The sequence below is a fragment of the bacterium SCSIO 12643 genome (genome assembly GCA_024398135.1).
Lineage (GTDB): Bacteria > Bacteroidota > Bacteroidia > Flavobacteriales_G > Salibacteraceae > CAJXZP01.
This window is the reverse complement of sequence record CP073750.1, coordinates 75922-100940: the sequence shown is the minus strand read 5'-3', so window position 1 is coordinate 100940 and position 25019 is coordinate 75922. Positions and strand designations below refer to the sequence as shown.

Genomic DNA, 25019 nt, shown 5'->3' with positions numbered 1-25019 from the left:
GAGAATATTTATAGCCAATATAGAATACTTTTGTGGTAGTGGAATTTTTGGGAAAATATAGAGCTGTTTGGTTATTCCTATTTAAGTTTTTCGCAGTTTATATCACTGGAGTTTTACTCTATAATTTTTATCTGGGGTATTATACAACTCATATTGATATGATTACCGAGGGTGTAACCGAACAAGTGGCTCGAATATTTTCATGGTCGTTACCTGAAATCTCCACATTCTATTCAGGAGAAAGTCCTGTCGCAGAGATCCGATATTTTGATGTACCCCTGGTGTTACTCATAGAAGGATGCAATGCGATAAGTGTCATGATTTTATTTGTGGCCTTTGTCATTGCTTTTAAAGGTAAGTTTCAAAGATATTTGTGGTTTATACCTTTGGGAATTACGATTTTATATTTAGCCAATCTGATTCGAATTTATTTCATAGGAATGATCGTATTGTATTTACCGGATTATACAACATGGGCACATGATTATATTTTTCCCGGAATTATATACGGAACCACATTCTTACTTTGGGTGGTTTGGGTGAAGTTTTTAGCAGACAAATAATTCATGATCAAAAAGTCAATCTATATCGTATTAATTGTCATCGCACTAGCCGGTGTTAGACTCGTAGGAGGACATTTATTTTATGATCCATTGATTGAGTTCTTTCATATTCCAGATTATCAAAACCATCCTTTGCCGGAAATTCATTTTTGGAAGTTTTCAAGCGCCATGTTGTTGAGGTACGGGATTAATACATTACTCACTTTGGCTTTGGTTCAGGTAATTTTTCAAAAAAGAGATTTGATAAAATTAACTGGTACTATACTTGGGATTGTATTTATTGCGCTTTTTCCATTCTTTTTATGGGGCGCATGGCAAGCAGAACCTGAGCAATACAGATATTTGTTTTATGTAAGAAGAATATTGATACATCCGGTATTGACTTTGATTCTGATACCGGCTTTATTATATCACGAAAAAGGTCAAAAGAAGGAATTATGATAGAAGAGGTTTCGAATTATTTAAGTAAGATTCGCCATGAATTTACATCCCAGGAACTGAATGAAAGTGCTGCTGGTGATAATCCACTAGAACTGTATGCGAAGTGGTTGGAGGAGGCGGTAGGGTCACAAATTTTAGATCCTAAAGCCATGGTAATTTCAACGGTAGATTCTAAAAATAAACCTTCATCAAGAGTTGTTTACAATCGTGGCATGAATGAAGAGGGGATAAAGTTTTATACCAATTATTCCAGTAAAAAGGGAAACGATTTGGAAAAGAATCCGCACATCTGTGCCAACGTATTTTGGTCGGAAATGGAGCGTCAAATCAGAATTCAGGGTGTGGTAACGAAATTGAGTAGTGCAGAAAGTGATGCCTATTTTGCAGAACGACCACGAGAAAGTCAGATAGGAGCCTGGGCATCGTCTCAGAGTGAGCTGGTTAAAGACCGTGAAGAACTCATGAGACTTACTGATGAGTATAGAAAGAAATTTGAAGGAGGAGATGTGCCAAGACCTCCACATTGGGGTGGATATTTTATTACAGTGAATTATTTTGAGTTCTGGCAGGGTAGGCCAGCCAGATTGCATGATCGAATAGTATTCGAAAAAGAGAATGATTCCTGGAAGAAATATCGTGTAGCACCATAATGACAATAATTCAAAAATATTTATCCAGACAAACTTTTACGGATTCCCTCTTTAAGCAGGATAAACTTAAGAACCTGGGGCTGGTAGTGACAATTCCTGCATATGCTGAAGTGAATTTAGTCACAAGTTTAGAGTCCTTGCTACAATCTGATTTGCCTGATTGTGGTGTAGAGGTTATTGTGGTGATTAACCATCCTGAGAATGCGGATATAGATCAAAAGAATCTAAATCAAGAAGTTTTTGATCAGGCATCAAAATGGGCAAAGGAAAAGAACAATGGCCACATTCAGTTTTTGATATCTGAACCAGTATCTTTTCCTAAAAAGCATGCAGGCGCTGGATTGGCACGCAAAGTGGCAATGGATGAAGCGGTACGAAGGTTAGAGGGAACTGAAATTGAAAATCCTATCATAGCCGCTTTTGATGCGGATGCGACTTGTGATCGCAGTTACCTGATGTCTTTACGTAATCACTTTATTAAGCATCCTAAGTCATTGGGATGCAGTATCAATTTTGAGCATCCTTTAGCTGTGAATGATCAGACTGATTTTGAGAGAGAGAGTATCATTCAATATGAATTGCATTTAAGGTATTATCAGGCAGGGTTGGCATTTGCAGAACATCCGCATGCTAAATTTACCGTAGGATCTTCCATGGCAGTTACCCGTGATGCTTACGTTCTGCAAGGAGGAATGAATCGAAGAAAAGCTGGTGAGGATTTTTGGTTTATGCTGAAGCTCATGATGGCCGGAGAGGTTTCTGCATTGACTACATGTAATGTTTACCCATCATCACGTCAGTCATTTAGAGTTCCTTTCGGAACCGGGAGAGCAATGATGGAAATGTATGAAGCCCAAACTCCGATATATAAAACAGCACAGTTTGAGAGTTTTAAACGATTGAAAAGCTTTTTGAAGTTAGTAGATACCTTGTACATCTCAGAACCCGAAATTCATGATGAGTTGACATTAAAGTTTTTGGAAACAGTGGATTGGAAAGAGATTATTGCGGAAATTAGATTATACACCACAGATTTAGAGAGTTTTAGAAAACGTTTCTTCAGATGGTTCAATGTGTTTATGGTGATGAAGTTTTTCCACTTTTTAAGAGATGAAGGAGAGCAGGACGTACCGGTTTCAAAAGCATGTATATTATTATTTAATGAATTGGGTTTAAATTCAAATGTAGAAGTTATAGAAATGCTACAAACGTTAAGACATAAAAAAATGGTGAAACCCGAAGACTTCACCATTTCCATAAATTGATTTAAATCTATTCTTTTTTGGTGGTTTTTTTAGCGGGAGCCTTTTTAGTAGCTTTTTTCGGAGCAGCTTTTTTGGTTGTTGCTTTGGCAACTTTCTTTTCAGCAGGAGCTGGTGCAACATAAGTGCTTTTCTTTCTTTGTCTGGTAACACCAGATGAACCTATAACTCTTTTACCTTTAGCTGAACGTTTGTCTCCTTTTCCCATGTTATTGTTTTTAGATGAATATATATTTTCTGATACGAGTTGTATTAGAATGTCTGAAATATAGCGATTTAATCTAAAATACTCGATATGAAATAGCGCTTTGTTACATCAAACAATCTAACAACGAGTAAAGGTAGAAGAATTTAAAAAGCAGCATTTCGGGAAAGTGTTAATAAATGTAAAGATAAAAATAGGGCAAAAAAAAAGACCGTTACTAAGTAACAGTCTTTTAAAAATTCTTGAAAGTCAGATTAGTTTACTGAATCAGAAAGATCAGAACCTGCTTTGAACTTAACTACATTCTTAGCTGCAATTTGGATTTCAGCTCCAGTTTGAGGATTACGTCCAGTTCTAGCATTTCTCTTAGAAACAGAGAAAGATCCAAAACCAACTAAAGAAACACGTCCACCTGATTTTAAAGTAGACTCAGTAGCGCTAACAAATGCTTCTAACGCGCTTTTTGCAGCTGCTTTTGAGATTCCAGCTCCTTCAGCCATAGCATCAATTAATTGTGCTTTATTCATAATAATTTAAATTAAGAGGTTATTAATATTTAATTACTCTGTCCAAATATATGCTATAACTCACTTATAGCAAGGATTTAGGAGTAAATTGGTGCGTTTTGTTGAAAACTATCAACATTTGTTAATAACTGGGTCTCAAATCCACTGATATCAAGGGGTCTGAGCTGTTTTGTATGAATTTATGAGCTACGAATGAATGCAAATAATCAAAATATGGCCTAAGAAGTCCTGGAAGTTTCTAAAAAATAACCTGACGCGTCCTTCATAAATTGATGCAGTGTTTGATCCGATTTGATTTGATCAATGGGAAGTAGCGCACCTTTCCAATGCGGTCCAATTTCCCAACGACCGATTCCTGGTTCTGAAAGGTTTTGATACTCCAGTTCATTTTTTAATCCATAACCCGACATATAGAAATATGGAATATTAGCCAGACCATCTTCCATAGCTAATCCAAACCCGATTCCTAGTTGCTTATTTACTACTATATAGATACCCGTATCAAAATGATGTGGCCAGATACGTACTTCTTCATGAATACCTACATGCTGGATGAATTCAAAACTGGCTGTATTTGCTAATGTTCGATAATGTACCCATTCTTTTATTTGGCCGGATGAAAATTCAGGAATAGGATCATTCTTAAAAGAATAGTCTGGAATCTCATAATGCATCGGGGCTGAAAAATCTGAGTTTTCAAGAGATAAAGAATCAGATAATCGAATCAGTTCCATTTCTATTTGAGTAATAAACTTGTTTTTAGATGAAATGGTAACCTTTATTTCCTGATGGTCATTGATCCACTGGAATTCCTGCAAATTCAGGTTATAAGTTAGCATTAATCGCTCAGATGAAGTTTGAATCCATCTACCCAGAATTCTATTACTGATAGGATCAAACCCTAAATTGGTATGACTGTCATCATCTCTTTTGGGAATAAAAGACCTATTGGCTTTGGCAATAATTTGAGATAGTAAATGTAAGCGTTGATCTATATAGGTATAATCAGACATAATCAATGGATTTTAAATGAGAATACAATATACAATGATGTATTCCCGAAGAGTAATAAACCTTTGGTAAATCCGACTAAATGTTCAGCGGGTTACAAATGTCTCATAAATGTTTATTCTGCTTTAAGTAGTTTAAGTTTAGGCACGACCAATTTTAAAGATTCCTCTTTATATGTATATAATATGGTACATGTACTGTCAATTGGACGTTGGGCACTCATTTCTTCATTGTGAACCTGTTCACGCATTAAATTAGGCTTTCTGAACTCAGCTTCTGCCCAAATCGTATCATTGGATTGTTTATTGATTTTTACCGGGACATTATATTCCCAATATCTGATATGATTTAGGGTAATGTCTTTGGATGAAATAATAGTGAATTTTAATAATGCGCCTGGAATGTTACGAATCACCTTTGGGGTTTTTGTAGCTTCTATCACAGCCAATTCGGTATTGATCGAGATAACTTTGTTAGAAGAAGTACATTGATATGTACCTAATAAGAATAGAACTAAAACCGAAAGATGAGACAATTTCATAATGATAATTTTATATGGCAAATGTAGTTTTTTAAGTTTGCCGAATGGCTTTTCGAGTTGGAGATCATGTGAAAATTTTGGATGAAGATGGTGAAGGAACTATCGTTCAATTGAGTGGTAATACGGCTACTGTGGAGTTGGATGGTTTCCCATTTGATTTTCCTACTACCAGTCTGATTCGTGTAGATGAGGATAATAATTTGACGCATCAGGCCCATCAAAAAGATTTTGAGGAATTGGTGACCACTGAAAAGAAGAATAAAATCAAGGAAGTACTTATGCACATCCCGATGGATGTGTTTGATAAGATGAGTCGAAAAGGCCATCCTGAATTGGACTTACATATTCACGAATTGGTTGATCAACCTGGAAAAATGACCAATTCAGAAATGTTGGAAGTTCAAATTAATCGTTTGGAAAAGTTTATTCATTCTTGTATTCATCAATCGGTATCTGAGTTTGTGGTGATCCATGGAGTAGGTGAAGGGGTGCTGAAATTTGAGGTTCGTAAAGTTCTCGATAGCCACGGAAACATTATTTATAGAGATGCGGATTATGGTGAATATGGAATAGGAGCCACATATGTACAAATTAAAGGTTTGTTTTCATAGATAGGTTTGTACCTGTATCATGGAAGGCAATCCTTACATTTGCATTTCAATTTTAAATTAGAATTAGTGTCACAATTTGCAAAGCTGGGAATCAAACCGGATTATATAAAGTCTATTAACGAACTTGGAATTTATGAACCTACACCGGTTCAGCAGAAAACCATTCCTTTTTTAATTCAGAATACATCTGATATTGTGGTTCAGGCACAAACAGGAACAGGTAAAACTGCAGCTTTCGGACTTCCGATATTGCATCATATGAATCCGAAAAGCACAAATATTCAGGCTTTGATTCTAACCCCAACCAGAGAGTTAGGACAACAAATAGCGAAACAGTTGTTTAAGTTTACCAAGTATCATAAAAACAAGATTTTTACTGAAGCTGTATATGGTGGAGAACATATTTCGAAACAGCTGGATAGACTGAAACGTACCACACATATACTGGTAGCTACTCCGGGTAGATTGGTGGACTTGTTGGAGCGTCAGGTGGTAAGTCTAGAACATGTAAAGACGGTGGTCTTGGATGAAGCAGATGAAATGCTTCATATGGGATTTAAAAAAGAACTGGAAACGATTTTAAGCCAAACCGGAGTTAAAAAACAAACCTGGCTTTTTTCTGCTACATTACCGAAGGATGTTAAAGCGATAATTCATAATTACCTGAGTCCGGATGCGGAGTATGTGCAGATTAGTAAGGATGAGATTGTAAATAAGAATATCGAGCATCAATTTGTAATTGTAAGAGAGCATGACAAGTTGGATATGTTAATTCAGTTCTTAAAATCTCAAGGTAGGGCTAGAGGTGTGATCTTTTGCACAACCAAAAAGACAGCGGTGACTCTGGCTAAACAACTTAAGGCTAAAAATTACAACTGTGATGCCTTACAAGGGGATATGCATCAAAAAGATAGAGATAAAGTCTTAAGAGCCATTAAAAACAAAAGTTTGCAGGTTCTGATTTCCACAGATGTATCTGCCAGAGGAATTGATATAGAAGGATTGAATTACGTGGTACATTATGATGTCCCTTCTCAATTGGAGTTTTACACCCATAGAAGTGGAAGAACGGCACGAGGAGGTAAGAAGGGTATGGCCATCAGTTTTGTGCTGGCAAAAGAGGTTGCCAAACTCCGGGCCATTGAACGGGAGCTTGGAATTCGGATTAACCAGATTAGATAAATAAGAAAACGCCACTATCTAGTGGCGTTTTTCATTTTACAAGATGATTTCGGCATGATCTAACTGATACCCTCGAAGGAGGTCTCCGGTAGCCATTCTCTTTTTTCCGGCAATTTGAATTTCATCAATAATCACCCAGCCATTTTTTCCGGCTATTTTTAAAGTTGACTTCCCATCTGTAAATACTGTACCTGGTATAACAGTATTATCAGCCTCAATATGTGTTTTATAAATTTTGATATTCAAAATTTTATCTGCCATCTGAATTTCACTCCAGGCCGCTGGATAAGGACTTAACCCTCTGATAAAGTTGTGGATATGTTCAATATCCTGATCCCAGTTAATTTTACAAGTATATTTAAAAATTTTAGGTGCTGATTTGAGATCAGAACTTTGTAATTGAGGTAAGAAATTAGAATCTCCAACTGCTATTTTATGTACCCCTTCCACAATAGCCTCTGCGCCAATAGCCATAAGCTTATCATGTACGGATTCTGCATTATCGTCTTCAAGAATTGGAATAGATTTTCTTAAAAGAATATCTCCGGTATCAATTTCATGTTTTAATCTGAAAACCGTAACTCCAGTCTCTTTTTCACCATTGATAATCGCCCAATTGATAGGTGCAGCACCACGATACTGAGGTAATAAAGAGCCATGAACATTAAGTGTACCATGTTCAGGCATATTCCAAACAATTTCCGGAAGCATTCTAAATGCGACTACTACAAATAGGTCCGCTTGTAGAGATTGGAGTTCGTTGACAAAATCCGGATTTTTTAATTTCTCCGGTTGCATGATGAAAAGTCCCTGATCAGAAGCATACTTTTTAACTGCTGATCCCTGAAGCTTTCTCCCACGCCCCATTTTTTTATCGGGCATGGTGACCACTCCAACAACTTCGTGTTCTGATTCATGAATCGCTTTAAGACTTGCCACAGCAAAGTCAGGTGTTCCTAAAAAAACAATTTTAAGAGGTTTCATTAATTATCTTCAACTTTTATGTTAATTCATTTTCTTTAAAAACTTATACAGCTCATTATCTGTATTTAAAACCATAGAGGTTTTCCCGCTAAAGGTGTTTTCAAAAGTTTCCATGGATTTCAGGAAAGCATAGAGGGATTTAGCCTGAGCAGATTTATTGTATGCGCTGGCATAAATAGCTGCGGCTTCTGCATCAGCAGCACCTTTGATTTCTTCTGCTTTACGAAAAGCTACAGACTGGATTTCTTTCAAATCACGCTCTTTTTGTCCGTTGATTCGAGAAGCTTCCCCCTGACCTTCACTTCGGAATTTATCGGCAATTCTAAAACGCTCACTTTTCATTCGCTCAAAAACCTGGTTTTGAACTTCCTGAACATAATTGATACGTTTAAATCTAAAATCCAGAATTTCTATGCCTAAATCTGCCGTTTGCAGGTTTGCTTCTGCTAAAATCTGTTTTTGAATGGCTGCACGCCCCACAAAAATAGGGTGGAGGGTATCTTTAACCGCATTCATCATGGTATCTGCAGAAATAGGTGTACGATTACTTGAACGTACCGCTTCCTCAATATTGTTTTTCGCTATAAAGACTCTGGTTGCACCATCTAAAATATCATCAAGTCGAGATTGCGCACCTCGTTCATTGGTTAAACGTTTGAAAAACTGCAATGGATCAGTGATTTGCCATCTGGCATAAGTATCCACAAATATGAATTTTTTGTCTTTCGTGGTGATTTGATTCGGTTCACCATCCCATTCTAAAAATCTTTTCTCAAAGAAATTGGCTTTTTGAATAAATGGGATTTTAAAATTGATGCCTGGTTCTAATACAGGATCACCAACTGGTCGCCCAAATTGAGTGACTACAACTTGTTCTTTTTCCTGAACAACATACGCACTTTGACTCAATAATAGAATAAAGGCGAATCCTAGAATAAAATATAAGGTTGATTTGATTTGCATTATTCTGTTTTTTGAGATTTATCTAATTGCATTTGAAGTAGAGGAAGTACATTACCTTTTTGATCGGTAATGATTACATTACCCATTTGTGGAATGACTTCCGACATGGTTTCTAAGTAGATTCGTCTTTTAGTAACTTCAGGAGCTTTCACGTATTCTCCATAGATCGCGTTAAATCTGGCAATTTCACCTTTGGCGACATTCACACGTTCCGTGGCATAACCCTCCGCTTTTTGAATCGTTTCTTCGGCCTGTCCACTGGCACGTGGGATCACCTTATTGTATTCCGACTTGGCTTTATTGATTAAGGTCTCCTTTTCTTGCTGTGCTTCGTTTACTGCATTAAATGCTGCTTTTACCGGTTCCGGTGGATTCACATCTTGTAAAACCACCTGGTCAATTTTAACCCCCATAGAATATTCTCTACAGATGTCTTGAATCAATTCTTCCAGTTTACCACCAATTTCGGCTCTACCAACTGTAAGCACCTCATTAACTGTACGGTTACCAACAATCTGTCTCATAGCTGATTCGGAGATAGCCCGTAAAGTCATTTCCGGGTTTCTAACTTTAAATAAATAATTATACGCGTTGTCAATACGATATTGAACTACCCATTCCACACTGGCCAGATTAAGATCGCCAGTGAGCATTAATGATTCCTCGCGATCTCCCTTTGAACGTCTGTATTCCGACTTTACATCTGCATTGGTTGTTCTAAAACCAAATTCAAGCTTTTGTTGATTTTCTACAGGTACCTTATATACCGTTTCCGTAAAAGGAATTTTGAAGTTTAATCCGGATTCTACCGTACGAGAGTATTTACCAAATCTGGTAATGACACCAACTTCTTCCGGGTCTATTTGAAAGAAGGAGTTGACACCTATCAAGATCACCACAGCTCCTAAAACCAGTTTCTTAACATCTGGCAGCAGTTGTTGTATTCTTTGCTGTAATCCATTAGGATCAAATTGATATTCTGCCATTTTGATCGATTTAATTTATATGAATAAGAGTATCAAAGGTAGAAACAACTTAAAGAGGAATATGATGGTTATTCAATTATCTATTAACAAATTAAGATTTAACCATTAAAAAGATATGCATGCAGCGTAATGTGTTGATTTTGTGAGATTTTTAAGGGGTGGGACATGAAAAATCGGTGTTTATACGGATATCATTTTGGTGTTCACTTTGTAATTTTAGAAGATCAAATAATGGATGTTGAATTAGATTAAATACGGTCTTAAAATGAATGATTTACCTAGCTTAAAAAGAGAAACAAGATATGGCATGCCAGCTGCCGATCAAATATTGTTTAATAGACATTACGCCTTAGGATATTCGTACTATTTCAGGCAGGCAAAATGGGCTTTAGAAATAGTAGATTCAGGGAAAAAAGATATTGATCGAATAGATAATTTTAGACCTGATTATAGAATTCCCGAAGCTTTTAGAGCAGATTTGGTCGACTATAGAGGTTCAGGATATGATAGAGGGCATTTAGTAGCCAGCGCCAATCAGAATGAATTAAGACTACAGAATAGTGAGACTTTCTTATTATCCAATATGTCTCCACAACATCAACGATTTAATAGAGGGATTTGGAGAGAATTGGAAGCAGCAGTGAGAAAATTGGACGCGGATGATGACATTTGGGAAACCTATGTGATTTGTGGCCCCATTTTCTATTTTGATAAACCAGTGAAGAGTATTGGTGAAAATGATGATAATGAAGTGAGTATCCCGATCCCTAATGCTTATTTCAAATCGATCTTAACGGAAGATAAAAGAGGGAAACTCAAAATGTGGTCTTTTTTAATGGCCAATGAAGCTTCGGATAAATCATTAAAACATTTTTTAGTTCCGACTACACTAATTGAGAAATTATCCGGTTTAATTCTATGGGAAAGGTTAGTAGGGAAGAAGGTGAGAGAAGAAAAAAATAAAGTGAGATCCATGTGGGATTATTAAGAAGCACATGGTTTATTAGTTTGATATAACTGTTAATAAATGTAAAAAAGCTACGATTAAAAAACATGATTTTTTCAGAAATGAAATAAAATAATTTTTTGGCATAATTCTGGATATCATGAGACTACGGAAACGAAAAAATGGAAGTTGAATCTGTTGATGAAATTAGCGAATAGTTAATTATTCTTAATAGAGAATAACGTTGTAAATTCGCAGTAAACCCAACGCAACTTAATTGAATCGTAACCGTATATACCTATTATCTGAATGAAAATTTTTGAAGCAATATTACTGGCGCTTTTGTCCACAAGTCTGATTGTCATATTTGCTATGGGTTATCAAAATACCATGGTTGATTATGTGCGAAACAGAATCAGACGATTCAGGGCTAAACGCTGCATCAAAAAACTTGAAAATGCAGGTTATCTAAACCTGACTCCACGTGGAAAAATGAATAGTTCACGTAAAGGATTAATACGCGCATGTCAGAACTGTAGAGATTTTAAAAAGGTCTGGAACTGTATGGATGAAATTGAATTTGACTATAGAAGTTTTAGCCTGGAAATGCAAGATCATCAATTGGAATTAGATCATGTTAAACTAAATAAGACATTGAATGTATTGGGTCTTGAAATGGGAGTAGTTCAAACCCTTTCAAATAATGATCAGGTACAACATCAATTTAATATTGGAGAAACCAGCTATAATGTAGAAATCAGCCCGGAATCAAATTCATATTCAGATCTCGTTTTTACAAAATTCTCTGAATCTATCAACAGTGAATTGGAAAAAATAGGTTCCGATGAAAGAACCTATATTCTTGGTGAGAACCCAATGAAAATGGTGTTTTTAAACCCGCAGTTACATCAAATCATAATGAATTAGACTTAAAAAGGGGAAGCGTATTCGGGATTTGCAAGTAATTTACTGTCCGTTAATGTTTTTAAGAATGCCACTAAATCTTTTTGATCTTGCACAGATAAATGTAAACCTCCGTTTTGTTGAATACTGGTTAATGTAAGACTTGTAGTACTGGAGATTTTGATACCGTTATTATAATGCGCGATAACCTCTTCCAGTGTATTAAATCGACCATCGTGCATATAAGGTGGTGTTAATTCAATATTTCTCAATGAAGGGACTTTAAATTTTCCATGATCCAATGAGAAGTTTGTTACGGCCTTTCGTCCGGGGTCTTTGATATCACTTTCATCGTCCAATCCATTATTCATATAAGAATCATTTTCAAAGTTGGCTCCACCGTGGCACATGGCACAATTGGCTCCGGATTTTGATGGATTGGAAGGATTATAAGCCGTAAAATATAAGTATCGACCTCTTTCTTCAGAAGCAGTGAACCGGACTTCATTTCTTAAGTATTGATCGTATTTACTTTGGTTGGAAACAATAGAATACATGAATTGTTCTAATGCGAGTGAAATATTGAGGCTATTTATTTCTGGCGTGTCAGGAAATGCCTTTTTGAACCACCATTGATAATCTGATCTTTTTTGAAGTTTGATAACCACTTGTTCTAGTGTTTCATCCATTTCCAAAGGATCTTCAATAGGCATTAAAGATTGGTGGCGTAGTAATTCAGCACGTCCATCCCAAAAGAATTCATTATTGTTCCATGCCATGTTAAAAACAGCCATAGCCTGACGTTTTCCTGGTAACCCTTTGACCCCAATAGAAAACTGATTGGTATCCGAAAAAGCATTTTTTTGATCATGACACGATGCACACGAGATAGAATTGTCTTTGCTGAGTTCTGTTTCATAAAACAACATTCTGCCTAATTTTATTCCCGATTGGGTTAAAGGATTGTCTTTTGGTAAATCCGGTTTTGGAAGCCCATCATGTTGAAGTATATAAGCTGTTTCTGACGGTGTAGGAGGAGTACTTTTCTTTTGGCATGAAGAGAAAAGTAAAGTCATAGAGATAAAAATTATATATCGCATCTTTAATGTATTGGATGAATCGCAAATCTAAGAGGGCGATCTCATTTGAATTTTGACCCAAATCAAAAAATGCCCGGGAGGGTTTCTTATGGTTTTGTTAAACTCAAAAAGTGGGCAACTCAGGGGAAAGGATTTGCATCAACTTTACGAAAATGATCATTAACAAAACCGAGTAAAAACAGTTTTAAATCACTTAAAACACATTTAAAAAACCTAGAATCCAATTAAAGTATATGAAGAATAAAAAAGCCTTATTAATTATTGGGATATTGCTATCTCAAATGACATTAATCTCACAAGATAATGTCTTGAAACCTAAATATATCAGATATGAAATGTCTGATCAAACCAAACAGAATATAAATCAAGCGATTGAAGGACTATATAAGCAATTAGTTTCAGGAAAACTGGATGAGATTTATTTAAGAACAGAGCAAAAGGGATTAACCTTATCCACCTTTGAAACCTTACAGAGATATGAATTGAAGAAAGATTCGACCAAAAAGGAAATTCAGGATAAACAGTTAATGAATATATATCCCGTTGCAGATCATATGTATTGGTTGACCATCGGATATTTTAGGAAAAAAGATGAACAGATTATTCCGCTATTTGAATTGACTTTACTGGCGGAAGAGCGAGAAGGAAATGTCCGTTTTTCTATTCCTTTGGATTACCAGACACGATATTGGAAGACGCAAAAAGTGGGGAATATTACGTATCATTTTAGAGATGAAATCCAACTGGATAGAGCCAAAGCATTTGATCAAAAAAACACAGAGATTGCCCACAAATTGGGGCAGAAACCCGAAGAGCTGGATTTTTATATGTGTGATAATCGACAAGAGATTATTAAACTCCAGGGATTTGATTATTACGTCAATCTAAACGGAAAGTGGCAAGATGGATATGGCGTGGATGCCAAAACCATATTTGCGATTCAAAACAATGAAGACTTTTCACATGATATGTTTCATTATTATTCAGCAAAAATCCATGAACGTAAAGACCGTAACTGGATTGCAGAAGAAGGAGTCGCATATTATTGGGGAAACGCCTATTATACTGATGCAGATAGAAATATGATTGAGTTAGATCAATTGGCTAAAGAGCTTCAGTTGTATATGAAACAAAACCCGGAAGTAAGCTTATGGGAGTTATTCAATGATAATACTAAGATATTCGATCATATTTCAACTGAAATCTCAGTAAGATCAACAATTTCAGGAATAATTGTAGATAAAATTGAAACGCAACATGGCGTAGAAGGTGTATTGAAATTAGTTTCCAGCGGCAGAAAAGATCGTGTGAATAAATACATGAATGTAACCGAAGAATTATTGGGGTTAAATGCAGATAATTTTGATGAAAAATTAACGATTTGGATTCGGGAATATGCAAAATCATAGTTCCATTCTATACGGAAGCAAAACCACTATTTTTATCTGATGACTTGATCTCATCGAATAGATAATGATTACCTGTTGTGAAATAGGAAATTAGGATGCTTTTTAAATTACAAACCCTCTAATTAGAGGGTTTGTAAAATACGTATTTACCCTGATACCGAAAATAGATTGGGAGTTGTAGTTTTCGCGGACATACTAAAAATCCAAATTATTCACTAACAACTATTAATTACCAATGGGATTTGAAAAGCTAAAGAAACAACCCAATATCATAATGATCATTACCGATCAGCAAACATGGATACAAAACTGGGACCCGGAATGGGCGGATAAAGAACTACCGGCCATGAAACGATTAATGGCCAACGGTTTAACTTTTAATCGTGCGCATTGTAATTCCTGTACATGTTCCCCAAGCCGGGCGACTTTGTTTTCCGGAACATATCCGGCACATCACAAAGTAAAAGAAGTGTTGGGTTTTGATGATCCTCAATCCACAGAACAAACCATGCAAAATATCCTATCCTCAAATTATCAGAACATGGGGAAAATGATGGAGGCTGCAGGATATCATGTGGAGTATAAGGGGAAATGGCATTTAACTAAACCGGCTTTATATCTAAACAATACGGAGAATGTACGTAATCCTAAAAATAAAATAGATAACCTGTATTGGACTCCTGTGGATACAGAACATATTGCGAATAAGTGGAGATTTAATGGTTGGAATTACCCGGATGCAGGAGATGATATGCAAATGTTCAATTTCGGAGGTGGCAATGTTAACAACGATGGTCGCTTTGTTGATGGAGATGGAGATAGTGCGTGGTATGAAGATTCTATTCCTGATGCTTTACGTGAAAAAGCCAGTGTGCTTGAGTTTTTGAAGACCTATAAAGACAAACATGGCGATAAACCTTTCTTTTTAGTAGTGTCTCTGGTCAACCCGCATGATGTTTTGTCGTATCCGGGAACTGCAGCTTCTGAAGAACATGATATAGATCCGAAGGATTTTATTGATGATTCCGGAAGGTTTGTCAAAAATTTTATGAAAGATGGTACCCCACTTTATAAAGCAGCTGGATATAAAGATGCTGACTTTGAGCATATAAAGGTCAAACTTCCGGTTTCTTTACATGAGAGTCTGGATACAAAGCCATACGTACAAACGGTTTGGAAAAAAATGTGTCAGGGAAATGGGCCAATTCAAACTGAAGAAAAAGCCAGAAAATATATTCAGTTTTATGCGTATCTCACATCACTTGTTGATAAAGAAATTAATAAAGTTCTCCAGGCACTGGATGAAAATAATTTGACGGATGATTCTTTAATCGTAAGAATTAGTGATCATGGCGATATGGGGATGGCGCACGGAATGCAGCGTCAGAAAATGTATAACGTATATCGTGAAACATTGAATGTTCCGATGATCTTTTCTAATCCAAAACTTTATCCGGAACCATTGGAAACGGATTCTTTGTCTGGTTTGATTGATTTAATGCCTACATTAGCCACAGTGGCCGGAGTAGAGAAACATCATTGGAAATTTCAAGGCAAGGATTTAACACCTGTTTTGTTAAATCCGAGAGATGAGGTACAGCAATATGTACATTTTACATACGATGACACCTATTTAACCACTAAAAATCCAGCGGATATGGGACCTTCTCATATCAGGTGTATTGTGAGCAAAAGGTGGAAATATGCTGTGTATTTTGATCCACATTATGGACAGAAAGCCCAGTATGAAATGTATGATTTGGTCAATGATAAAGCGGAGATGAATAATTTGGCCTGGGAAGAAGGGAGCGGGGAACCTCAACGTCAGTTTTTACATGAGGAATTAACACGGATAATGAATGAATTGGGAACCATGCCTGATGGAGTGATTTGGCCTAAAATATCCGGAGAAGATATCTGGGCTACACAACCTGATCCGGTTCAGGAAAACATGATTTAAGGTATATTTGAAAGCAAGTTGTAAATGACTTGCTTTTTTTATGCGAATTATAATTCTACATCTGATCTTAATTGTTTTTTGTCGATGCAGTTCAGATTCTGAGCATCAGAGAAATGTATATCAAGGTAAAGATCGAACCTATTATGAAGTTCGAGATGGGTTATATATCGACTCTTTGGACAATGTGTATTTGCGGACCGAAGACCGAAGTGCTGCAGATAGCCCGGATCCTGAAGAGAATAAAAGAAGAATACGGGTACGATGGTTGCATACTCTTTACTGCGATACTTGCATATTATATGGTTCGGATACTCTAATGGGAATAGGAGAATTAAAAGATATCGTAGATGTAGAAACTTTTCATTGGGTTTCAGTAGATTCGCTGGACGGATCTGATTTATATGAAGACCGATATCATAAATACTATCACAAATGGATGGCCGATGGAGGTGTCATTTCACTTTATAAAGATTAACATATGGCTTACGATGAATTTTTAGCAGATCGAATCAGGATGTATTTAAAAGAAACTGGTACAGCATTCAGAGAATTGAGAATGATGGGAGGACTATGTTTTATGGTAGATGATAAAATGTTGTGTGGTGTTTTAAAAGACAAGAAAAGTGGTGATGATCTACTTATGGCCAGGATTGGAGATGCAGATCAAAAAGAACTAAAAAAGCCAGAATGTTTGGCTATGGATTTTACCGGTAGACCCATGAAGGGATATGTATTCGTAAAGCCTGAAGGATTTGATTTGGATGAAGATTTACATTATTGGGTAGACCTTTGTTTGGCATTCAATCCGTTTGCAAAATCGAGCAAAAAGAAGTCTAAAAAGTAATCGGGAAAATACGTATTTACACGGATATCAATTTGTTAGAAATTGTTTTAATTTTCAAGGAATTAAAATGATACTATGCAGTTAATTAGGAATTTTAACCTTTCATGGGGCGTTATTGTATTAAGTATTTTAACCCTGATAGGATGCCAGTCACCTGAAATCAAAGAAGATATTTATAGTAAAGTTGATGCGATACAAAATGAATTGAAGCAGCAGGAAGGAGCTACAAATTTTTGGATGGCCATTGATCATTCCAGACTGGCTGCTCAGGTAGACGTTTATACACCGCCATCGATTGTGACATTTTTTAATGATCCGCAATTGAATAGTAGTTTGATTCAGGAAAACCCTTTGATAGCATTGGATTTGCCATTAAAGGTATTGTGTTATTCAGAGCCGGATACGCAAAAAGTAAGCATAGCTTATACGTCAGCTGATTTTATTGCGAGACGACATAATGTTTCGAAATCTGATCTAGAGGAATACGATGAGCGTTTAAATGGTTTACTCTCAGAATTTCCGGATGATTTAAAATCAAGGACCTCCCTTAAAGAAGTAGACCAAAACTACGGAATTACATTCTTGAAATCAGATTTCGGATTTGATTCAACCATCTTGAGGTTAAAAGAAATAATAGGAATTCAGGGAGATACACGTTGGTTTGGCGAGATCGATTATCAAAAAGATGCCGTACCGTATGGAATTGAACTTAAGCCATTAACCCTTTTATTGTTTGGTGGTCCAGGACCTGGAGGCAAAGCGATGCATGATAGTCCGAAATTAGGTTTAGATGCATTTTGTCAGAAACTTTTAGTTTACGAAAATGAAAATCAGGAAATCATCGTAGCATATAATGATATAGAAGATTTTGCACAGTTATATTATGGTCGCAGTACGCCTCCGCAAAAAGTGATCAATAAAAGATTGCGGAAAACATTTGAAATGGCGATCAAAAGGACTTCCTAACCTGAATTATCGTATATCCAAATAGTATGATGAAAATCAATCTTATCATATGCCCATAATATTGGACGCATGATTTAAAGAAACTATTTTTGGTTTTCATACAAAAGAGGATGATATGAAAATGAAATTCAATATAATATTAATTCTGGGGGCATTTTTATTTGGAGGAATTCTCCACGCTCAGGATGTGACCACGGTGGAAGCAACGAGTAGTGATATAAGCGATAATCTGGATTTAGAAGCGGTAGCTTCCGTATTTGGGGAATCCAAGGATTTGGAAGACTTTGAAAAAAGACTCAATGATCCGGAAACACAAATCTCAAATTTAGATTTAAACGAAGATGGGGAAGTGGATTACTTAAGAGTAGTAGAAAACTCAGAGAAAGAAACACACCTGATCACGATTCAAGCCGTATTGGGAAAAGATACTTTTCAGGATGTTGCAACTATTGATGTAGAAAAAGATGACAAAGGAGAAACACAAGTTCAGGTAGTTGGTGATGTATACATGTATGGAAGCAATTACATCATAGAACCTGTATATGTGAGCCCTCCGGTAATCTATGTTTGGTTTTGGGGACCATATTATAATCCATGGAGATCTCCATATTATTGGGGGTATTATCCGCCTTATTATCGTCCTTGGCATCCATATCCTCCTCACCGTTATAGAACTAACGTACATGTTCATATAAATGTGAATCATACCTACCGACATACAACCGTTAGAAGAAGTACAACTGCTGTTAATATTCAAAACAAAAACAGACGAAACGATTATGGCGCAAAACATCCGGATAAATCTTTCGCTAAAAGAAATGATGGGGCAAAAAACCGTCAGGATTTAAAGCAGAGTGGTGCCAATAAAAAAGCGAGTGGCGCACCTTCAACAGGAAAACCTGTACAAAAAGATTGGAAAACGGAGGCAGAGAAGCAAGGTAAGAAAAGCAATGTAAAAGATGGTAAAGTCAATGTACCGCAACAAAAGCCTGCGAATAATCAACAAAATAAACAGTCTAAACAACCTGCAAAGCAGCCTTCTCAGCAACCCGCAAAACAACCTGCACAAAAGCAGCAAAGTCAGCCTGCTCAACAAAAACCAGCAAAACCAGCAAGCCAACCAAGTCAAAAACCTGCGGCTAAACCTGCTGCAAGACCTGCTGGAGGTGGAGGCCGAGGAGGTAAGAAAAGATAAAATAGAATTCTAAAAAATAGATCGAGCCATTCCAATTGTTGGGATGGCTTTTTTATGTCAACAGGTAAAATTCTCCTAATCATAAAATACGTATTTATACGGATACCAAATCAGGTTTTGACTTTGTAATTTTCTGTCCTACTAGTTCGAGCTAACCTACCTGCAGAATATCTTAAATACTATACTATATTTTATGAAACAAGCTACGTCAATATATCTACTGATTTTAGGAACTATCTTATACGGATGTAATACCACGGAAAATACCACCGAATCTAAAGAAAAACAGCCAGCCGCTCCAACAATTGATTATTCTTTTATTGTGATGGGGTGTAACCGGATTTCCTGGCACGACAACAAACCGGCATGGGATTCATCTGCATTTTACAACGCAGCGCATACCAATATTGTTCAGTTAAATGCTACGTTTGATGATGCGATAAACCTCACACATACACCAGATTATTTCTTTTTTGTTGGAGATTTGGTTCTGGCTGAAAATATTGATACCAATAAATTGGTGGATCAATTAACCGCCTGGAAACAATTGTATAATCAACATGCCATTTCAAGTAGTACGATCAAAATGGTAGCTATTCCGGGAAATCATGAATTTTTATATTCTGAGCCACCATATTACAATGAAGTACCAAATCAATATGCTAACGAAATTTGGTTGCGATTAATGTCTGATTTTATTGTAGGCAATAATGGTCCGGGAATAGGAGGCCCGGATAGTTTGATCTATAATGAGAGTCAGTTAACCTATTCGATCAATCATAAGGGAGATCACTTTGTATTAATGAATACAGATACCTATGATGAACCGGGAAAAGTTCCGGTAAATTGGATTACTAATGATATTTCAACGTGGAGAGCTTCTAATCCAAATGGACATATATTCCTGTTAGGACATAAACCTGCATATGATGCAAATGGGATTGCTACAGGTGATACTTCAGATCCGGGATTGGGATTTGATACCAATCAGGTACATGATATTTGGCAAAGTATGAATACCCATCATTGTGAAGCGATGCTTTCGGCACATGAGCATTTGTTTTGGGCCGGACAACCAACCACATCTCCAAGTTGGCAAATCATTGCCGGAAATGGGGGAACGACATTGGATAGTGGCAATCACTTTGGGTTTACAGAAGTACAGGTGATGTCAGATGGAACAGTAAGAGCCATATCTCATGGTCGTGTGGTTCCTACTCCAGTGGATTATGGACCACAAACGACACCAACTATGGCTTTAGATACGTTCGACCTGACCTGGCCATAGACTATATGATATAAGGTGGAAAAATTAAATGAAATAAAAGGATTACTGTTCAATGGTTTTATTGGGTTACTTCTGGGATGGGGAGGTTTTACCCAATTATTTCCAAATTTATTAGAAATTCTAGGGGACGTAGCTGAATTAGGAAGTTACAGTGCTTTGAGGATTTTCTCAATAGTATTCTTTTTATCCATCATATTTTTAATCACTTCCTATTGGTGGATTTGGGGGATAGAGCAGTATGAAGGAAGTCGCTCTGAATCTAGCTATAAAAGCAGTGCTTTTATTCTATGTTTGGGGTTAAAGTTACTTCCAATTTTAGGTTTTATAGCAGATCCGTTTTTTGTTCATTCCTCTTATTCATGGTTCAATTTTTTTGAGTTTACCATTTGGTTTTATTTACTCATAGCAATTACCGAATTGTTATTGGTTTCCTGGTTGTTTTATCCGGAGTCCGGAGCAAAGTTACTTAAAGTCAATACCGTTATTTTCTCATTAGATGTCGTTTTGGGCATTGGAGTAGTCAGTTTTATAGAACCCTGGGCGAACTATAAAACCGATTTCATTTATGAAGCGGTTGGAGTAGGAGTTATTTATGCTTTTGTAAGCTTGTTTGCTTTTTACCGAATACGAGAGGATAGGGTTGAAAATGATTATAAAGATTTAGCTGTTGGACTTTTAGTGATCCCATTTTTGTTAGGAGGGTTTCCAGCTGTTAATTACAATTATTGGGTAGCCTTTGGTGGGATTCTAATCGTTCTCGTTGGCGTATTAGCTCTGGGAGTAAGATTGTTTCAAGTCGATAAAAGAAATCATCCCTTATGGATTAATCTTATTTTGGTAGGTACTGTATTGGTAATTTTACTGGCTTTTCATGGAGCTTTGATGCTACATAGTAACAAAAACTATTTCCTGGAGCGTAAAGAAGCTTCAACCATGATTTCTAAGAATAAAATTAATCCATTAGTAGCGTATAAATATTTGAGGACATCGGATCGAAAAACTGAGGCGATAGATGGCACGGATGTGCACAACATTAACGAGTTGATAAAGGACAATCATAAATGGGCGTACGTTTCAAAAGGTTTGTCGAAAGGAAACTACACGGATTCTTTATTGTCTCAGGAAGGCACAATTGATATTCAATCCTGGATAAAATTAAAGGCAGATTATAATGTTCGGACTTTTTTCTTTAGAAACTATAATTCGAATTTAAAATTAGAGGATCAAAAAAGCTTGAACAAGTTCTATAATGCAAATTACCAGTACATCCACAGTGAAATTATTGACAATACCCTAATATCGATTAATGCGTTAAAAGGTAAGATTCCTGAGGAGCAGTTTTCCAAATTTGAGAATTATTACCACCCCATAAACTATTACACCAAGACATTGAATTTTTATAAACAGAGATTGGAAAAAATAGACAGTGTACTGGTGTTGTCTGAGTTTATTTTAAGAATGGATAGTTTGTACAAACAGTCAGATAACTCAAATTTATCCTCATGGAATTATAAAATACTTAGAAAAGAAAAGACCGATAAAGTAAAAACACAATTATCGGAAATCTATGAATTCGAGAATATTGATCTTGGTGATGAGGTGGATATTGGGAAGAGTTTAAAAGTATTCGAATTGTATTCCAGACATAAAAATCTGGAGTACAGAGAGCGTTATGAAAAGGCACAAATCATATTCCATGTTTATCTGAAAGACGCTCAGAGAGTCGGAGTTTATATGCTCCTATATGCATTGATTATTGCCATTTTGTTCTTGTGGTTTTGGTATCATGATAAAAAGGATACCGACATGAATTCGGATACTTCATTTGGTTTTGTGATTGTTTGGTTTTTGAGTGTTTTAGTTACATTGGCTTATATCGCCAGACCTATTGAAGCCGGAAATATAAATCCTGAAAAACCGCATTGGATGATGAATTTGGATAATTGGTATAGTCATACGGATTTTGCCATAAGTTCATGGGGAGAAGAGAAGAAAAAAGAGCCGGCTCCAACAACAATTGTAGTTAAGAATGATCACAAAAAATTGGTTAGAAGTCTGGAATCCATAAATGAAACATTGGATCGTATAGATGCGGCTCTGGCTCCAATAAAGGAGTTGAATCTGGAGCAGTTAGATAGAACCCATCAGAACATTGAATCCATGCGTGGAGATTTAGATACATTGAATATCAGATTTGAAAATCATGGAGATTTTCCGGATGAAAAACAGAAGGCAAAGAAATAATGAAAGTAGGGAGTTTAATCATATTGATCTTTTTTGTAGCCAATCTGGGCATGGGGCAGAAATCAAAATTGAAAGACGATTTATGTCAAATCAATCAAGATATCAGTAATGATTTTTTATCATCCAAGTTTGATATCAAAATGATTGATTCTATTGATCAACATATTAAAGAGGGTAACGCAATTTTTATTTCAAAGAAACAAATTATCAAACTCAGAGAAATTCAAGACCAAATGCGAAAAATTGATTTAATGGTTGGTGAGTTCCAGTTTATAAAGTCGCATTGCGATAGTATTAAGAATCATGTCACGCAGGAAGAAGACGGGAATGATAGTGTCATCAGTATTCCGGGCAAAAGACAACTGAAATTACTTAATGCAGAATATCAACTTCAAAAAGAACTGCTTTTGTTTGAAAAAGGAAACTGTGCTTATCGAATGTATATGTATAAGATAGAGCTGATTCATGAGATTCAAACATTAAGATCAATGCTCATGAATCATAAATATTGTAGAAAAAAGGAGCTTAAGAAAGAAAACTTGCCAATAGAACCTAGATTCATATGAGTATCCTAAAACGGATCAATTTTTGTTGTCACGATTTGTTTTAAAATTGTGGTATGAAAAGATATTTTCTATTGGTTTTAATTCTTTTGATTTTTGTTCCTTGTCAGGGGCAACATTGGAGTAAAACAGAGAAAGAATTGAATAAAAGGAAACCAACGGTATTTTATCGTCCTTTCTATAATGGAACGCAAATTATTGAAGTTGATGTCATTGGTTTATGGAACCAAAAAATTAGGATTCTGGAATCAGAACATCCCAGAGCATTGACGTGGAGCATGGTGTATCCAAAACCTAAAGGCAACCCTATTTTGATAAGAAATCGATCTGGGAAAGTCATAAAACAGTATAATATGGAGACCTATAAGCCTGGTGATTGGGACTTGAAATCGGTCAAAAAATCAGAAAAAATGATTGTGCCGCATCAATATAGATTTATTGGTCCATTCGTAACGTACCCATATAATGGTGTTGTTCAAATAAAAGCATTCAATAGATTTTATAAAGTATGGTCAGAAACTGGAGTAGGATTTATTGATACATTAGGACAAGTAGTTTTACCATTGATTCATAACAATATCATTGAAGCGGAAGACCATTATATTTTATGGCAGAATAATGGAATATCTCGGTTTACAGACTTAAAATTTAATGATATCATACCACCAATTAAAGGCGAACTCTATTTGATAGATGATTATTTGATGTTTTCGAAAGAATCTAAGTTTGGATTAATGACCCTGGATGGGGAGGTTATCTGTGAACCCATATATGAGCAAATTGGAAGTTATAGTTTAGATAGAGCTCCGGTGATATTAAATGGGAAATATGGTTTTATAAATAGAGCGGGTGAATTGGTTATTCCTGCAATTTATGATTCAACAATGGGGTTCCTGAGAAAAAACAAATACGCAAGAGTCCAACTAGGATCGGAATGGTTTGATATTGATAAATCCGGGAAAAGAGTCGAATACAAATAAAAAATCATGATTTGACGGTACGGGATGCTATTTCAAAAGATTAACGATTTAGAAATAAAAATCACTTTAACCCTCACTATAAAAGCAAGTTCACGTAAGTAATATTAAGTTTGCGTATTCTACACGTACATTGCTTTGTTACGAATTAAGTCAATCATATTGTTTCTGGTATTGGTCGGGCCTATTGGTGTGACTTATTTGTGGTTGAATTATCAGAAAAAACAGGTGAAACGTGAAATAAAGTGGAAAATGATACATGATCTGGATCGTGAAGAGTTAGCCCTATTGAAGTTCAGCAAGGAAGAAACAGAAACTCAACTTAAATGGAAACATTCCAGAGAATTTGAGTATAATGGAGATATGTATGATATTGTGGAAACCGAAGTCAATGGAGATTCTATAATCTACTGGTGTTGGTGGGATCATAAAGAAACCAGATTAAATAAACAGTTGGCACAATTGGTTTCGATAGCGTTAAATGGAAGTCCACAAAATCAGAATCAAAAGTGGCAGATTCAACAGATCATTAAAACACTTTATTACGACAAACAGGTACTAGAAATTAGTCCTGAGGATATCATTTTTCAAGATTCAAATACACCTTACTGTTTTTCGATAAAACAGTGTAATCCACAGCAACATAGTCCTCCACCACAATTAAGCTAAACCACAAGTCATATTATTTTCATCAGAGT

Annotated in this window: 27 protein-coding genes; 19 read left to right on the top strand and 8 right to left on the bottom strand. The window is 36.0% G+C overall.

Features of this window, described 5'->3' with window-relative positions:
* Positions 1–32 precede the first annotated feature (32 nt).
* Genes xrtF through KFE94_00480 form a run of 4 tightly spaced genes read left to right on the top strand, consistent with a single transcriptional unit; the run spans position 33 to position 2919 of the window.
* A complete protein-coding gene (gene xrtF / locus KFE94_00495; GenBank protein UTW66623.1) occupies positions 33–563 on the top strand; it encodes an exosortase family protein XrtF in 531 nt (176 codons plus the stop codon).
* A gap of 3 nt (positions 564–566) precedes the next feature.
* Positions 567–1004, top strand: a complete 438-nt coding sequence (locus KFE94_00490) for an exosortase F system-associated protein (GenBank protein UTW66622.1) — start codon at positions 567–569, stop codon at positions 1002–1004.
* Positions 1001–1654, top strand: coding sequence for a pyridoxamine 5'-phosphate oxidase (gene pdxH, locus KFE94_00485; GenBank protein ID UTW66621.1), 654 nt, complete (start codon positions 1001–1003; stop codon positions 1652–1654). The genes KFE94_00490 and pdxH overlap by 4 nt, the downstream gene beginning before the upstream one ends.
* Positions 1654–2919 (top strand): hypothetical protein, encoded by a 1266-nt coding sequence (locus tag KFE94_00480; protein UTW66620.1) that lies wholly within the window; start codon positions 1654–1656, stop codon positions 2917–2919. The genes pdxH and KFE94_00480 overlap by 1 nt, the downstream gene beginning before the upstream one ends.
* Before the next feature lie 7 nt (positions 2920–2926).
* On the opposite strand, the gene KFE94_00475 is transcribed toward KFE94_00480, so the two are convergent.
* From KFE94_00475 to KFE94_00460, 4 genes are all read right to left on the bottom strand, one after another.
* Complete coding sequence (locus tag KFE94_00475) at positions 2927–3124, bottom strand: 30S ribosomal protein THX (protein ID UTW66619.1); 198 nt, start codon at positions 3122–3124, stop codon at positions 2927–2929.
* A gap of 251 nt (positions 3125–3375) precedes the next feature.
* Positions 3376–3648, bottom strand: coding sequence for an HU family DNA-binding protein (locus KFE94_00470; GenBank protein ID UTW66618.1), 273 nt, complete (start codon positions 3646–3648; stop codon positions 3376–3378).
* A 218-nt stretch (positions 3649–3866) separates the two neighbouring features.
* A complete protein-coding gene (locus KFE94_00465; GenBank protein UTW66617.1) occupies positions 3867–4661 on the bottom strand; it encodes a hypothetical protein in 795 nt (264 codons plus the stop codon).
* A gap of 113 nt (positions 4662–4774) precedes the next feature.
* On the bottom strand, positions 4775–5200 hold the full coding sequence (locus tag KFE94_00460) for a hypothetical protein (protein ID UTW66616.1): 426 nt from the start codon (positions 5198–5200) through the stop codon (positions 4775–4777).
* 44 nt (positions 5201–5244) lie between these two features.
* Between KFE94_00460 and KFE94_00455 the strand changes: the two genes are divergently transcribed.
* Complete coding sequence (locus tag KFE94_00455) at positions 5245–5811, top strand: Smr/MutS family protein (GenBank protein UTW66615.1); 567 nt, start codon at positions 5245–5247, stop codon at positions 5809–5811.
* 66 nt (positions 5812–5877) lie between these two features.
* Positions 5878–6993: a DEAD/DEAH box helicase gene (locus KFE94_00450; protein ID UTW66614.1), complete on the top strand. Its 1116-nt coding sequence runs from the start codon at positions 5878–5880 to the stop codon at positions 6991–6993.
* Between the two features lie 36 nt (positions 6994–7029).
* Here the strand turns inward: KFE94_00450 and fmt are convergent, their stop codons facing one another.
* From fmt to hflK, 3 genes are read right to left on the bottom strand one after another with little or no spacing between them, the layout of a single operon-like run.
* On the bottom strand, positions 7030–7977 hold the full coding sequence (gene fmt / locus KFE94_00445) for a methionyl-tRNA formyltransferase (GenBank protein ID UTW66613.1): 948 nt from the start codon (positions 7975–7977) through the stop codon (positions 7030–7032).
* A 21-nt stretch (positions 7978–7998) separates the two neighbouring features.
* Entirely contained in the window at positions 7999–8940 is a 942-nt protein-coding gene (hflC, locus tag KFE94_00440) for a protease modulator HflC (GenBank protein ID UTW66612.1), read from the bottom strand.
* On the bottom strand, positions 8940–9926 hold the full coding sequence (hflK, locus tag KFE94_00435; GenBank protein ID UTW66611.1) for an FtsH protease activity modulator HflK: 987 nt from the start codon (positions 9924–9926) through the stop codon (positions 8940–8942). The genes hflC and hflK overlap by 1 nt, the downstream gene beginning before the upstream one ends.
* A 265-nt stretch (positions 9927–10191) precedes the next feature.
* On the opposite strand from hflK, the gene KFE94_00430 reads away from it, so the two are divergent.
* Together KFE94_00430 and KFE94_00425 are read left to right on the top strand one after the other, a co-directional pair.
* Positions 10192–10914 (top strand): DNA/RNA non-specific endonuclease, encoded by a 723-nt coding sequence (locus KFE94_00430; protein ID UTW66610.1) that lies wholly within the window; start codon positions 10192–10194, stop codon positions 10912–10914.
* Positions 10915–11181: 267 nt separating this feature from the next.
* Entirely contained in the window at positions 11182–11799 is a 618-nt protein-coding gene (locus tag KFE94_00425) for a hypothetical protein (protein UTW66609.1), read from the top strand.
* Between the two features lie 2 nt (positions 11800–11801).
* On the opposite strand, the gene KFE94_00420 is transcribed toward KFE94_00425, so the two are convergent.
* A complete protein-coding gene (locus tag KFE94_00420) occupies positions 11802–12875 on the bottom strand; it encodes a c-type cytochrome (GenBank protein ID UTW66608.1) in 1074 nt (357 codons plus the stop codon).
* A 233-nt stretch (positions 12876–13108) separates the two neighbouring features.
* Between KFE94_00420 and KFE94_00415 the strand changes: the two genes are divergently transcribed.
* The 11 genes from KFE94_00415 to KFE94_00365 all read left to right on the top strand — a co-directional run bounded on the left by KFE94_00415 (position 13109) and on the right by KFE94_00365 (position 24990).
* Positions 13109–14284 (top strand): hypothetical protein, encoded by a 1176-nt coding sequence (locus tag KFE94_00415; protein ID UTW66607.1) that lies wholly within the window; start codon positions 13109–13111, stop codon positions 14282–14284.
* A 235-nt stretch (positions 14285–14519) separates the two neighbouring features.
* Positions 14520–16244, top strand: coding sequence for a sulfatase-like hydrolase/transferase (locus KFE94_00410; GenBank protein ID UTW66606.1), 1725 nt, complete (start codon positions 14520–14522; stop codon positions 16242–16244).
* A 40-nt stretch (positions 16245–16284) separates the two neighbouring features.
* A complete protein-coding gene (locus KFE94_00405; GenBank protein ID UTW66605.1) occupies positions 16285–16719 on the top strand; it encodes a hypothetical protein in 435 nt (144 codons plus the stop codon).
* 3 nt (positions 16720–16722) lie between these two features.
* Complete coding sequence (locus tag KFE94_00400) at positions 16723–17088, top strand: TfoX/Sxy family protein (GenBank protein UTW66604.1); 366 nt, start codon at positions 16723–16725, stop codon at positions 17086–17088.
* 75 nt (positions 17089–17163) lie between these two features.
* A complete protein-coding gene (locus tag KFE94_00395; protein UTW66603.1) occupies positions 17164–18054 on the top strand; it encodes a DUF302 domain-containing protein in 891 nt (296 codons plus the stop codon).
* Between the two features lie 121 nt (positions 18055–18175).
* Positions 18176–19249, top strand: coding sequence for a hypothetical protein (locus KFE94_00390; protein ID UTW66602.1), 1074 nt, complete (start codon positions 18176–18178; stop codon positions 19247–19249).
* Positions 19250–19442: 193 nt separating this feature from the next.
* Positions 19443–20537, top strand: coding sequence for a hypothetical protein (locus KFE94_00385; protein UTW66601.1), 1095 nt, complete (start codon positions 19443–19445; stop codon positions 20535–20537).
* Positions 20538–20552: 15 nt separating this feature from the next.
* Positions 20553–22781: a hypothetical protein gene (locus tag KFE94_00380; protein ID UTW66600.1), complete on the top strand. Its 2229-nt coding sequence runs from the start codon at positions 20553–20555 to the stop codon at positions 22779–22781.
* The gene (locus tag KFE94_00375; GenBank protein UTW66599.1) at positions 22781–23347 is read left to right on the top strand and encodes a hypothetical protein; all 567 of its coding nucleotides are present in this window, start codon (positions 22781–22783) and stop codon (positions 23345–23347) included. The genes KFE94_00380 and KFE94_00375 overlap by 1 nt, the downstream gene beginning before the upstream one ends.
* 53 nt (positions 23348–23400) lie before the next feature.
* Positions 23401–24324 (top strand): WG repeat-containing protein, encoded by a 924-nt coding sequence (locus KFE94_00370; GenBank protein UTW66598.1) that lies wholly within the window; start codon positions 23401–23403, stop codon positions 24322–24324.
* 135 nt (positions 24325–24459) lie between these two features.
* Positions 24460–24990, top strand: coding sequence for a hypothetical protein (locus KFE94_00365; GenBank protein ID UTW66597.1), 531 nt, complete (start codon positions 24460–24462; stop codon positions 24988–24990).
* The last annotated feature ends 29 nt before the right edge of the window (positions 24991–25019 follow it).